Origin of the sequence: Streptomyces sp. CB02009 (genome assembly GCF_001905825.1) — a bacterium.
In the GTDB taxonomy this organism is placed as follows: domain Bacteria; phylum Actinomycetota; class Actinomycetes; order Streptomycetales; family Streptomycetaceae; genus Streptomyces.
In genome coordinates this window covers 116,371-128,815 of the sequence record NZ_LIVV01000013.1, presented here as the reverse complement: position 1 = coordinate 128,815, position 12,445 = coordinate 116,371, and the positions used below count along the sequence as shown (strand labels likewise).

The following is a 12,445-nucleotide window of genomic DNA, read 5'->3' as shown; positions in this document are numbered from 1 at the left end:
GCTTGACGCATGGCGTGCAGCTGCTGCTGTGGCGGGCAGGGCGCGGACACCATCGTGAGCCCGACGTTGATGCGCAGGAGCAGCGGGCGGCATCGAGGGCGCCTTGGGCGTGGTGAGGCAGGTGCCGGCGGCGCGAGATCAGTGGCCGAGGGCGTTCTTCAGCTGCTGCTTGGTGATCGTCGAGCGGCTCTCGCTGCCGCGCTTCTTCGCCTCCTGGGACAGGTCCTCTCTGGTCCGCTGGGACGAACCGCCCCTGCCGCCGGTGGTGGCTTTCGGGCAATCGGCGAGCGGCGCCTCGGCGCCATGAGGCGCTCCACTCTGCCTGCGGTGCTGCGGTGCTGTCCGATCGGCCCTTTGGGCTCCCCTGCCGGGTCGTATCCGTGACGTGCGATGAAGGGCGAGGCACCGGTCTCGGGGTCCCTTCGGGTCACGCCGTTGTCTTCGCTTTCTGGACAACGGCAGTAGCGGTTTTTCGTTCGTGGCGCCACTGATATCGCTTGGGAGGGGCAGAGGCGGTGACGGAAACGGTCGTCTTTTCTGAGAGTGGGAAACGATGAGAGAGCAGAACGAGCGGATCGGCGGGCTCGCCGTCCGTGAAGGGGAACCGGTGCGGTCGCGCCATGGCTCCGCCGTCCACGTCGTGGCGGTGCCGCGGTGAGCGCCGGGTCCGCGGCCACTCCCCCGCCCGGGCTGCGGCGCGCCCTGACCACGCCCCTGCTCTACTTCTTCATCCTCGGCGACGTGCTCGGTGCCGGGGTGTACGTCCTGGTGGGGCAGGTCGCCGCCGCGTCCGGGGGCGCGGTGTGGGTGCCGCTGCTCGTGGCGCTGGTGCTCGCGTTGCTGACCGCCGCTTCCTACGCGGAGCTGGTCACGAAGTACCCGCGGGCCGGCGGCGCCTCCCACTACGCCACGCGGGCGTTCGGCCCGGCGGTCGGGTTCGTGGCCGGGTTCTGCATGCTGGCGGCCGGTGTCGTCTCGGTTGCCGCGCTCGCCCGCGGCTTCGCCGGCGACTACCTCGGCGCGTTCCTCACCCTGCCCGTCGCGCTGGTGGCCGTGGTCTTCCTGGTCCTGCTGGCCCTGGTCAACGCACGGGGCATCAGGGAGTCCACCCGTGCCAACGTCGTCGCCACCGTGGTGGAGGTGGGTGGCCTGCTGGTGGTCGTGGTGCTGGGTGCCTGGCTGCTGCTGCGCGGAGAGGGTGATGCGGGGCGCCTGGTCCAGCTCGGCACGCCGGAGAAGGGCGCCGCGGCAGCCGTGCTGAGCGGGTCCGTCCTGGCCTTCTACTCCTTCGTGGGCTTCGAGACCTCGGTGAACGTCGCCGAGGAGACCCGTGACCCCCGGCGGTCCTACCCCCGCGCCCTGTTCGCCGCGCTCGCCACGGCCGGGGCCGTGTACGTCCTGGTCGGAGTGGCCGCCTCGCTCACCGTGCCCACAGGCGTCCTCGCCTCTTCCAGCGGTCCCCTGCTCGAGGTCGTCCGGGAGGCCGGCGGCGTCCCCGTGCGGCTGTTCAGCGCCGTCGCCCTGGTTGCCGTCGCCAACGGGGCTCTGCTCACCGGCATCATGGCCTCGCGCCTGGCGTACGGGATGGCCCGCGACGGGCTGCTGCCGGCCGCGCTGACCCGGGTGCTGCCCGGCCGCCGCACTCCTTGGGCGGCGATCGCCGCCACCACCGTCCCGGCTCTCCTCCTGGCCCTGACCGGCAGCGTCGCCACTCTGGCCTCCACCCTGGTGCTGCTGCTCCTGGTGGTCTTCCTGATCGTCAACACCGCCGTGCTGGTGCTGCGTTCCGACCCGGGTGAGCCGGACCACTTCCGGGCTCCGACCGTCCTGCCCGTCCTGGGCGCCGCCTCCTGCGTGCTGCTCGCCACCCAGGTGGAGACGGAGGTGTGGCTGCGCGGATCGGTGGTCCTCGCCGTGGCGGTGGTCCTCGCCGTCGTCGCGGCCGGGCGGCGCCGCCAGGAGGCGGAGAGGGACGCGACGGCCTGAACGGTCAGGTGACATCCCGGTGAGGTCAGCGGCTGGGCCCGATGTGCGGGGGCGCGCACCGGGTCCAGTCATCGCTGACGGGGTCGTTGCGCACGAGCCCAAGGCGGGCGAATTCGCGCAGCCATCCCTCCATGGGCCAAGTGCCCCAACGGTCGCGGCACACGGCGCCGTTGCGGAGGATGCCGTCCAGGTGCTCGACGGGCGGGCGGCTTACCGGGTGGTGCTGGTGCTGGGCGGGGGCGCCGCCGACCCACCGCAGGTCCACGTCGCGCGCCGCCGCGGTGCGGCAGAAGCCGGTGTCCTCGCCGCCGTATCCGGTGTAGCGCTCGCAGAAGCCGCCGGTCCGCCGCCAGGTTGGTGCCGTGAAGGCGAAGGACAGGGACCAGAACAGCTGGTGGTCGCCGCCGGGGAGCACCTCGTCGTCCGCCGGCACGGGCCGTCCCGTGTGCGGCGGCGCGAGGGGCGGCAGGGCGTCGAGGGGGCAGCCGCCCGGCGGCGGGGCGGCAGGCAGGTAGACGACGGTGCCGCACAGCAGGGCGCCATCGCGGGCCGTTTCGGCGTAGCGGGGCAGGAGGGTGGGGCCAAGGATGCAGTTCACATCCAGGATGACGAGGAGGTCCGCCCCGGCGTCCAGGGCGCGGCGGCCAGCGAGCGTGCCACCCTCCACCTCGTACGAGGAACGACCCGGCCGCTGGATAGGGGAGTCGGCGAGACCGCGCCCTGTGCATGCCCGGGGAGCACGGAGCGTCAGGTCCGAACGATGAACCCCCGGTCGCGGACCACGTGCACACTTGATGGTGGATGTTCACGGCGTCGTCTTCATGGACTCCGCTGGCCTGCTGCTGTTCTTGGACCTTCACCGGCGGGCCGAGTGTCTTGGCCTGCGGGTCGTCCTCGGCTGGCAGGCCCAGCCGCAACGGCTGATGACACAGGTCGCCGGGATGCCGGGGCCGGGATCGTCCACCGGCGAGCGTTACTCGCTGGCGGGTTTTCGCCACCTGATCGAGGCACGAGTGCAGCGCGAATACCTCGCGTGCTAGCCCACTGGCTTCGGATTATTTGATCGTGGGCTGGTGGTGTCGGCTTCCCCATCGGTGTCTGGGAAGCCCGGCGAGGACTGTTGGCGGAAAAGCCGTATGTGGGCGGCAACGAGGACGGCGCCCACAAGGTCAGCTCCGACCTGTTCCGGGCATCCGGGTTCGCCTCCACCAGCACACGGTAGTGGCTGGTGACGGCGGGCCTTGGAGAGCCACCCCGACGTCGTGCTCATGCCTGCGGCGTTCCTGATCGTCGAACGGTCCGGCAACGAACCCTGGACACCAGGCAGCAGCCTGCATGCCACCGCCCACGACGCACGCCGAACCCTCGTCTTCGCCCTGACCTGGATGCAGCCACGCACACGCGGCCTGATCCCTTACGACGCCGAGACAGACAAGCACGTCGGAAAGGGCAAACAGTCGGCTTAGGGTTCCAGCTCCAAAATGCTCAGCGATCTGAAGAAGACGCCGGCCTCCGGCAGTGGGTGAACGACTGGGGCGGCGTGTACGACGGCGCCTGGAAGGTCACCTACTCCTACTGGACCGGTTGCGGCTGCCGGAAGAAGAAGTACACAGTGACCGCCTTCTACCGCACCACCGCAGCACCTGGCGGACAGCCGCTGGGCGTCACCACCGCCTACCTCAACCGGACCAGCTGATCCAGCCGTCCGCCGCGGCGCACCCCTCGGGGTGCGCCGCGGAATGCGTTCGGGGCACACTCGGGGCATGAAGGAGTAGTTCGGGCCCGAAGGCGCTCGTCAGCGCTACCTCCGCTCGTCAGCGGCGGTCGAGACCGGCGGCTCCACCGTGACGACCACCCGTCCCGGCCAGGTGGTAGTGCTGGACACCACGCCGTTCCCGGTGAAGCTGCGCGACGACGTGTTCGGCGAGCCGATCACCGTGGACCTCACCCTCGCACTCGACGCGTTCACGCACTCACTGGTCGCGTTCCGGCTCACGCCGGGATCGGACGCTTCTATCGAGGTGGCCATGTTGCCGCGGGACGTGATGCTGCCGCTTCCGATGCGCCCGGACTGGACACCGGACATGGAAGGGCACTATCCCGGCGTCCCGGCCGCGCTCGTGGCCGAGTTCGCCGGCCATCCGGTCGCTGGGCGGCCCTTCTTCGCGCCGGAGACGGTGACCAGCGATCACGGCAGTGTCTACAAGAACCACCACCTGGTGCAGGTCGCCCGCACGCTGGGCAAGGTGGTGCTGCCGGCGAGGACGATGCGCCCGCAGGACAAGGCGGGCGACACAGCCCGAACACGCTGTTCGCAATGGCGGCTGCCCGCGACGGGATCGCCCTGCAGATCCCCGATCCGACCCCCTACCACCACCTCCTGCCCGCCCACTTCGTGAAGCTCCACGGCCGTCGCAGGGTGAAGATCGGCGGACTTTGGTACGGCGGCGACCATCCGGTTCTCGGTGAGCTCGGCTCGCTCCCCTCGCCCCGCAGCGGCCGCCACCGCGGCAAGTGGGTCGTGCACCGCGATCCCCGCGACTGCCGCCAGGTGTTCATCGAACTCGCCGGCCAGTGGCACACCCTTCCCTGGAACGGACTGCCCACCGGCGAGGACGTCCTGGCCTTCTCCGACCCGCGAGTACAGCAGGTGCTGCGCGAGGCGGCCCGGGCCGGGCTGACACCCCGCAACGACATCGAACTCCTGCCCGTCCTGCTCGACCTGATCGGCGCCCACCCCCCGGTCGGCTCCTGGCCGAGCCAGATGACCAAGGCCGAGCGGGCCGAGCGGGCCCGCGAGGTCGCCCGCGGCCGGGCCGCCGAACGCGACCGCACCGGCCCGACGACGCTGCCGGCCGCACCGCGGCCGGCCGAGCTCGCCCGCCGGAGCCGGCGGGCCGTCGATGCAGAACGCCGCCGCCGTCGCGAGCAGGCAGTGGCCGCCCGGTCTGTCCCGCCGGCCCGTCTCGGCGAGGGCCTGCGCGGGCGTTCGCTGTTCGCGCTTCCCGACGACGACGTCGTTCCCGGACCGGTACAGGAGGAACAGCCGTGATCAACGGCGAGGAGTCGCTGCCCTTTGTCTTGTCCGGCCCGGCCCCCGCCCGCGACACCGTGGCCGGCTGGCAGCACTGGTGCCGCACCCGCAACTCGTTCGCCCCGGCCCCGGTCATGGACCGCGCTGCCTTCGGGCCGCTGAGCAAGCGCAAGAAGGTGCTGCACAACCTGCACCGCACAGCCACCCACGCGAACCTGCCGCTGCTGGACACCCCGATGAGCCTGGCGGTGGAGAAGCTTCTGACCGGGCGCATCGAGACCAACGCGCTGAAGATCAAGCCCACCCCCCGGGCCGGGGTGATGCTCTCCGGCGGCGGCTACCAGGGCAAGACCGAATGCGTCTGCGAGATCGCCGCCGCTTTCGAGGAACGGTGGCTCGCCCTCCACGCCTACCTCAACTCCTGCGCCGCACCGGCCTGGCCGACTACATGGCCAACACCCAGGCCATCACCCGCACCGCCCTCTCCCTCGAACTGCCCGCCCAGCAGATGCGCGACTTCCAAACCGCCACCCGGCTCACGGCAGCCGAGGCCACCGCCCTGACCCTGCTGCCGCTCGCACCCCGTTACCCGCCCATCGTCCACAGCCTCGACGTCGTCCGCGCTGGCAAACGCATCCCCTCACTGGACTGGCTCTTCCCCACGGCCGCCCGCTACTGCCCCGACTGCCTCGCCGGCGACGGCACTCCTGCGCAGACAGACCACGGCGGCCCTTGGAAGATCGAGTGGAGACTGCCCGCCGTTTTCGCCTGCTCGCACCACCAGCGCTTCCTCGAACACCTCTGCCCGGCCTGCCGGCGATCCATCGCCGACCACGGAGTCGGACAACTCATTCCCCGCCCGACCATCACCGGACTGCACCCGTCCCAGTGCCGAGTACCCCTCGACCACGGCGCCCGCCGCTCACAACGCGCCGCACAACTCTGCGGCGGCCGTCTGGACCAGCCGCAGCTCGCACCGGCGGGCCCTTGCCCAGGCAACTCGCCGACCTACAGGCGAAGATCGTGAGCATGCTCAGTCCGGCCACCCCGGCGGCGACCGCTGGGCAGTACTTCACCGGACCTCCACATGACCAGCGGCCTCGTCATGATCACCTGGCCGGAGGCCCGCCCCACCGCCTCCGGCGTCGACACGCACCGCGCCGACCAAGTGCTGTCGAACGCAAGGACCCCTCCCTCTCGATGCATGTCAGCACACCGCCACAGGACGCCCGCGCATGCGCCAGCATCCTCCTGGCCGCCGATACCATCCTGTCGACCGACGACCTGCGAGCCGCGCTGGCTCCGCTCGCACCGGTCGAAAACCGCACCCGCAGCGGCATCGACCCCAAACGTCACCGCAGCTGGGACGCGGCCTTCCAGCGAAACCTATACGACTGCTCCGAACGATTCCAGAACGCCGCCGAGCACCTGGTCTCCACCCACCGAAAGCGTCGCGGCACCCGGAGCACCGGCGGAGGCCGCCTCCCCCAGCGCGGCCTCGACTACGGCCCCCAGCACGTTCCGGCGTTCCTCCCGCTGAAGTGGGCCGAGCGTCACCTCGGCGCGTTCACCGCTGGGATCAGCATGCCGGTCCTGCGGCGCACATCCGCCGTCTTCCTCGTCCGCCGAGCCCTCGGCGGGAGCGTCGTCGACGCCGCCGAGTTCCTCGGACTCCGCATCGCCGGACAAGGCCTGGGGACCCCGATCACACGGTGGGCCCGCAGCCAAGGAACTCCCGATGCCTACGATCGGGCCCTCGACGCGATCACCGCAGAACTCACGTCCGCGCCGATGATCGACTACTGACACCGCCGCGAATGCCTCCGCGACTGGGCGATGCCACCGGACGCATGGCACAAGATCGCCGACCAACTCGCGCGACAGCCGAGCCCACATCTCCGAAGACCGCGCCCGCCTCGCCGCCATGGCCTATGTCTGAACTCAAGTCACGCTCGGCGAGACCCAATTCGCCCACAACCGTCCGAATCCCGCAACAACGCCGAGCTCGACACGGCATGGAGCCAAGACCGGTTCAGCATCGGACACTGGATCCGGCAGAACAAGGTGCCTCTCTACCAGCAGATGAAGCCACTGCTTGACGTCTTTGCCGAGCAGCTCGGCCACGGCATCGACATGGAACGCTCGGACGGCCAACTCGCACGCTCACTGGCCAACTGAAGCGCTCAGTCACAGCTGTGTGCCGCCTGGCGGGACAGGGCCGGCTCTAGAGGTCGAACTCCAGGTGCTCGATGTCCGTGAACCGGACTTCTTCCAGGGAGCCGGCGCGACGGCCGCCGTCCTGGAAGTAGACCTCTTTGAGTGCTTCGGCGGCGATCTGCTGGAGGTGGGCGTCGCCGGCGCCGGCGTCCTGGGCGTCGAAGAGGCGGGATGCGTACAAGGGTGGCAGGGCGATGGTCAGGTGCCGGATGCGGTCCTGGTCGGTTGTGCCGATCGGTGCGGTGTAGCCGAGGCGGGCGCGGGTGTCGATGATGATGCCGCCCGTGCTCGCCGCTTTCGCCTTGGCCTTGGCCCGGATCTGCGGCTGCCAGCGCCTCTTCACCTCGCGCTCCATACGCGCGGCAAGATCCGGGCGGGGCTTCTTGATCTGGCCCTTCACGTACCGCTCGACGGTGCGCTGGGAGATCCGCAGCATCTGGGCGACCGCCTTGGTGCCGCCCAGTTGCTTGACCAGGTACCGCATCTGCGGGCCCGCGTGCTTCGGTGCCGGGCGGGTGAAAGCCTGCTGTACCGCTTTGTCCAAGCCGTCCCCGATCAGGCTCATCGTGGTCCTCTCCTACTCTCCGTTGTCGGCGTCGGTGACGGTGCCGTCCTTGATGTACCGGGCGAGGTTGAGCTCGGGAGCGTTGAAGCGGTCGCGGACCTCCTCGCCCCACAAGACGCTCTGGGTGCCCTCGTGCTTGACCAGGCCCGGGTTGACGCCGAGCTTGAAGCCGCCGGGGAGCGGCTTGCCTTCCCGGTAGGGCAGGAAGTCAAGCGGGCTCGGCCCGTTCGCGGCGTAGACGACACAGTCGGAGAGGATCGCGACCGGGTACTGGCCGGTGAACGCCGCATGCTTGATCACCTTGCGGTGCAGGTTGACCCTGGTACGGGAGATCACCGCCGCCCGGATGTCCGGCCGCCACGTCGGACGGGCCAGGGCACGCCACGGCTCACCGGGCCGCCAGCCCTCACCGCGCGGGCGTTCACGCAGCTTCCCCAGGCCGCCCTTCACCGTCGCCTTGATGGCCGAGACGACGATAGCCAGTTCCGGGTCGCGCTCTTTGCAGCCGTCCATCGCGGTGAGGAAGTCAGCCGGCGACAGGTCGGCATCGACGCCGAGGTCGGCCATCGTGGCGAGGTAGGCGTCGCGCAGCCTGGTGTACCAGCTGTCCAGGTAGCGGCCGTTGTCGTAGCGGACGTACGCCTCGACCGGGCGCACCTCGTAGCCGAGTTCCACCGCGTACGCCACCGTCGGGGTCGCATACCAGGCTGGGCCGGTGGGGGTCTCGCCCTTCGGGGTGAAGGGGGAGGGCAGCAGCGCGCCGTCCAGCTGAACCCATTCCTTGCCGGCCTTCACCTTCGACAGGTCGACGTGAGAGAGGTCCACCAGCCAGCTGCCGGGCAGCTTCGGGTCGAAGGTCGGGTTCTCAAGGCGGGTGGGTGCGCCGAGGCCGATGGTCAGGCCGTTGGCGCCGGCGGCGAAGGCCATGTTGACGTCGATGCCGACGAGGTGGCGCAGGGTGCATTCGGCGTCCGTCATCGGCCGCGCCCAGTCGTACGCCTCCTCGAACAGCTTCTCTCCCGGGCCGCGGACGTGGAAGCGCGGAAGATCCTTCAGGAGCGGGTGCCCGTCCGGAGCCTCGCACGGCGCAGGGTCGACCGGGTCGGTGCCCAGCGAGCCGGGATTGCGTTCGGAGTGCCGCTTGCCGGCCGCGTCGGGCGCGGAGGCGCGGGTCGGCGGGTGCAGGGCGGTCATCAGTTCTAGGCCGGTCACGGCGGTGGAACCGCGCGGCGTTATTACCCGGGAGGCGTACACACCCAGGACGCGGGCGAGGTCCGCGGGCGGGAGGTGTCCGGCCTCGCCCCAGTTGCGGGTGTCCAGCGCGTTCCACGACGGGATACACAACTGTACGCAGGCACGTTCCGCGCCCTGCGCCGGGCGGTAGATCCGCGCCCACGGGCCCAGCCCGCGCTTGGTCAGCCTCCACTCGGCACGGGCCAGCTGTTTGACGGCTTTGTGGTTCTCCGGGATCCGTCCGGCGAGCCGTTCCTCGTCGGTGAGCATCGCCGGCAGGCCGTAGCGCTCGAGCGCCGTCTCGGTGAGGACGAGCAGCGGGTCGGCGTCCTTGCCCGGCCCCGACAACTTCGGCTGGCCGAGCCTCGCCTCGTTGAGGGTCCACTCCACCAGGGATGAAAGGGACGTGGCAGGCACATCGAGGACCAGGCCGCCGGTGCAGTACGCCAGAACCCGCCCGTCAGCGTCGACATCAACGACAGCCAGCGGCCCGTTCGCGAACCGCATGTCAGTGCCCTCAGGCATCGGGGTACCGACAGGGTCCGCCTTCCGCACGCCCGCACGGCCCGACATCGGCGTTGGCCGGGTGGTGGGCGCCTGATGCGGCGCAGCGGCGGTGGGGGGCCGAGGGGCGGTGGGGCGTGTAGTCGCGGACGGGGGCGCGGGAGGAATCTGTGGTTGTCCAGATGCCGGCTCAGGCGGAGCCGTCGGCGAGAGAGCCGGCCCAGGGAGCGTGACAGGGGAGGTCAGATCCGACGGGGTGGCCGGCTCGGACGGCGTGGCCGGCTGCGGGGCGGGGTAGCGCTGGGCGAGACCATCGAGGAGACGACGGTAGGCCTGGAGGCGTTCCGCTCTCGGTTCCGCCCGTCCCTCCTCCCAGGCCTGGATGCTGGGCACGCGGATACCCAGGGCCTGGGCAACGGCCGCCTGGGTCAGGCCGGCTGCCTCCCGCAGACGGACACGCTCGGCCGGAGCGGGCAGGACATGTCCGTCATCGACGGCGGCGAGGAGGGCGTCGACAGCGGCGAGCGGATCGGAAGGGGGGTGACTCATGGAAAGGGGATCTCCTGCCGTTACCGGATGCCCTGACGGATTTCCTCGAGACGGGTCACCAGCCGTTGATACCGCTGGGACGCGGCCTGGGAAGACTTCATTCCCTGATGGGAGGCGATCTGCCGCCACTCCATACCGCGTCGCCTCGCCTCGATGACCACCTGCGTCTCCAGCCGGTCCAGGGCCGTACGCATGTCCTCGAACAGGGAAAGAGCCGCGGCCACATCATCGTCCGACACACCCGGCTCACCCGTACCAGCGCTCTGCTCCGCGCCGGCCAGAAGCCTGCCGAGCAGAACAGCATCCTTCTGCAAGGCGCCCGCGGGCACACCCTCGCCCAGCGGGAGGTCAGCCAGCCCCGCCAAACGCAAACGGTGATCGATCCCAGACTCGTCCGACATGACACCCACCCTACCCTCAGAAGAAATGAAACAACGGATTGTTGATTGCTTGGATGGCCGTGTGTCGTAGCACGGGAAGGCGGCAGGAGGAGTCACAGCGGGAAACACCGATCGCCGGGGCGGGTGGACCTCGAGGTGATGGAGCCGCAACGCTCGGGGGCAGTCGGCGATGCGATGGCTGCGCTGTTGAGAGCGAATGAGCGCGGCCGCCGCCGAGTCCGGCGCGGTGTGCGCGTACCAAGTCCACGGCTGTGCTGCGGCGCAGGCGGACCAGATCCGCTGTAAGTCGCTCGCCATCCTGTAGACCGAGGGCGGCCGGGTTGCCCTGCCGAACGAGCCGGTCGTGTGCGGCGGCGACCATAGACGGACCACGAACGTCCGGCCCTGGATCGTGATCAGCCAGTGCTGTGCATGTGACGCGGGTGGTCACCGCGCGGGTCAGGATCAGGGTCAGGGGCAGACGGGCGGACGTCTGCAGCGTTCTCTGCCCCGGGCACCTGGAGGTTGGGAACGCGTACGGCATGCCAGGGCGTCGAGCGCGCTCTTGCAGGTCATGAAGGCGGCTCTTGACCCTCACGTGACGTCAGGCTGCATAGTCGGTCTCGTGGAAGATCACTGGACCGTGGGGCGCGTGGCCGAGCTGGCCGGCGTGAGCGTCCGCACCCTGCATCACTATGACGAGATCGGGCTCGTACGTCCGTCGGCGCGGACCGCGGGTCGGTACCGGGCCTACTCGGCGGGTGACGTCGAGCGGCTGCGGGAAGTGCTGGCCTACCGGCGGCTGGGCTTCGGGTTGCGGGAGGTCGCGGAACTGGTCGGCGAATCCTCCACCGACGCGGTCGCGCACCTGCGCCGGCTGCGCGGCCTGCTGCTGGAGCGGCGCGATCGTGCTGACGCCATGGTGGCCGCCATCGACAACGAACTTGAGACGCGGGCGAGGGGGCTGACGGTGACACCGGAGGAGCAGCTGGGGATGCTCGGTGCACGGCTGTACGACGCGATCGGCGGCGCCTACACGGCGACGCGGCGTACCGATCCGCAGATTGCCGCGCAGATCCTGGACGCGCTCGGAGACGCGCGGACGGTGCTGAACGTCGGGGCCGGCACAGGCTCCTACGAGCCGGCCGATCGCGAAGTGACCGCGGTGGAGCCCTCGGAGGTTATGCGGGAGCAGCGGCCTGCCGGCTTCGCGCCGTGCGTGGCCGCCGCCGCGGAGAGCCTGCCGTTCGAGGACCGTTCCTTCGACGTCGCGATGGCCGTCTCCACCGTTCACCACTGGGAGGACCCGCTCGCAGGGCTGCGCGAGATGCGGCGCGTGGCACGCCGCGTGGTAGTGCTGACGTTCGACACCGACGAGCCCGGATGGCAGGACCGGTTCTGGCTCACCCGCGACTACCTGCCCGAGTTCGCCACCGTCCTCGCAGGATTCCCCTCGCTTGCGGGGATGGCCGATGCGATCGGCGCCCGCGCCGAGCCGGTGCCCATCCCGTGGGACTGCGCGGACGGCCTGTTCGAGGCCTGCTGGCGCCGGCCGGGAGCGTATCTGGAGGAGCACGTACGCCGTGCCATGTCGGTGTGGACGAAGGTCGGGCCGGATGCCGAACAGCGGGCGGTGCGAAGCCTCCGCGACGACCTCGACTCCGGCCGGTGGGCAGAGCGCAACAGTAGCCTCGCCCACCTCGACACGGCAGACCTCGGCCTCCGCCTGCTCATAGCCTGAAGGACCCGGCCCGGACTCACCCGGGATGCTCCTCCTCATCGCCCTCCGCGGACGCCTCTGATTCCGGAAGGGAAACTGAAGGGACACAAGCCCTGGCCCTCGCGGCCCGCCTGACGGATCTGACGCCGGCCGCCTCGCCGGCCAGGGCGGAAACCGCGGGCCCTCCCGTCCGGCCCAACTGTCCGTAGGCGAAGGCTCCATGCGTGACAGCACGGAAGGCTGCCTGGAAGCGCGCG

The 12,445-nt window shown here is 70.4% G+C and carries 14 protein-coding genes; 10 read left to right on the top strand and 4 right to left on the bottom strand.

Annotated features, from left to right (window positions below):
* The first annotated feature begins 654 nt into the window (after positions 1–654).
* Positions 655–1,986: an APC family permease gene (locus tag AMK27_RS37785; protein WP_073918612.1), complete on the top strand. Its 1,332-nt coding sequence runs from the start codon at positions 655–657 to the stop codon at positions 1,984–1,986.
* Between the two features lie 25 nt (positions 1,987–2,011).
* Here AMK27_RS37785 and AMK27_RS37780 read toward each other — a convergent pair whose 3' ends face one another.
* Positions 2,012–2,653, bottom strand: coding sequence for a glycosyltransferase family 2 protein (locus AMK27_RS37780; protein ID WP_073918609.1), 642 nt, complete (start codon positions 2,651–2,653; stop codon positions 2,012–2,014).
* A gap of 127 nt (positions 2,654–2,780) precedes the next feature.
* Here AMK27_RS37780 and AMK27_RS37775 point away from each other — a divergent pair, with 127 nt between their 5' ends.
* The 8 genes from AMK27_RS37775 to AMK27_RS37745 all read left to right on the top strand — a co-directional run bounded on the left by AMK27_RS37775 (position 2,781) and on the right by AMK27_RS37745 (position 6,826).
* Positions 2,781–3,026, top strand: a complete 246-nt coding sequence (locus AMK27_RS37775; RefSeq protein WP_241847733.1) for an STAS domain-containing protein — start codon at positions 2,781–2,783, stop codon at positions 3,024–3,026.
* Between the two features lie 201 nt (positions 3,027–3,227).
* Positions 3,228–3,452, top strand: coding sequence for a DUF5954 family protein (locus tag AMK27_RS37770; RefSeq protein WP_073918606.1), 225 nt, complete (start codon positions 3,228–3,230; stop codon positions 3,450–3,452).
* Between the two features lie 56 nt (positions 3,453–3,508).
* Positions 3,509–3,682 (top strand): hypothetical protein, encoded by a 174-nt coding sequence (locus AMK27_RS42835; RefSeq protein ID WP_158076959.1) that lies wholly within the window; start codon positions 3,509–3,511, stop codon positions 3,680–3,682.
* A 148-nt stretch (positions 3,683–3,830) separates the two neighbouring features.
* On the top strand, positions 3,831–4,385 hold the full coding sequence (locus AMK27_RS37765) for a transposase family protein (RefSeq protein ID WP_143204928.1): 555 nt from the start codon (positions 3,831–3,833) through the stop codon (positions 4,383–4,385).
* Positions 4,304–5,038, top strand: coding sequence for a hypothetical protein (locus AMK27_RS37760; RefSeq protein ID WP_073918600.1), 735 nt, complete (start codon positions 4,304–4,306; stop codon positions 5,036–5,038). The genes AMK27_RS37765 and AMK27_RS37760 overlap by 82 nt, the downstream gene beginning before the upstream one ends.
* The gene (locus AMK27_RS42830; protein WP_073918598.1) at positions 5,035–5,583 is read left to right on the top strand and encodes a hypothetical protein; all 549 of its coding nucleotides are present in this window, start codon (positions 5,035–5,037) and stop codon (positions 5,581–5,583) included. Before AMK27_RS37760 ends, AMK27_RS42830 begins: the two co-directional genes overlap by 4 nt.
* A complete protein-coding gene (locus AMK27_RS37750; protein ID WP_158076958.1) occupies positions 5,469–6,047 on the top strand; it encodes a TniQ family protein in 579 nt (192 codons plus the stop codon). The genes AMK27_RS42830 and AMK27_RS37750 overlap by 115 nt, the downstream gene beginning before the upstream one ends.
* Before the next feature lie 173 nt (positions 6,048–6,220).
* Entirely contained in the window at positions 6,221–6,826 is a 606-nt protein-coding gene (locus tag AMK27_RS37745) for a hypothetical protein (protein WP_073918592.1), read from the top strand.
* Between the two features lie 418 nt (positions 6,827–7,244).
* Here the strand turns inward: AMK27_RS37745 and tpg are convergent, their stop codons facing one another.
* The 3 genes from tpg to AMK27_RS37730 are packed head-to-tail and all read right to left on the bottom strand — an operon-like array spanning position 7,245 to position 10,489.
* Entirely contained in the window at positions 7,245–7,802 is a 558-nt protein-coding gene (gene tpg, locus AMK27_RS37740; protein ID WP_073918590.1) for a telomere-protecting terminal protein Tpg, read from the bottom strand.
* 12 nt (positions 7,803–7,814) lie between these two features.
* Positions 7,815–10,088, bottom strand: coding sequence for a telomere-associated protein Tap (tap, locus tag AMK27_RS37735; protein ID WP_073918587.1), 2,274 nt, complete (start codon positions 10,086–10,088; stop codon positions 7,815–7,817).
* A gap of 20 nt (positions 10,089–10,108) precedes the next feature.
* Positions 10,109–10,489 (bottom strand): hypothetical protein, encoded by a 381-nt coding sequence (locus AMK27_RS37730; RefSeq protein ID WP_073918585.1) that lies wholly within the window; start codon positions 10,487–10,489, stop codon positions 10,109–10,111.
* 622 nt (positions 10,490–11,111) lie between these two features.
* Here AMK27_RS37730 and AMK27_RS37725 point away from each other — a divergent pair.
* A complete protein-coding gene (locus tag AMK27_RS37725; RefSeq protein WP_073918582.1) occupies positions 11,112–12,209 on the top strand; it encodes a MerR family transcriptional regulator in 1,098 nt (365 codons plus the stop codon).
* The last annotated feature ends 236 nt before the right edge of the window (positions 12,210–12,445 follow it).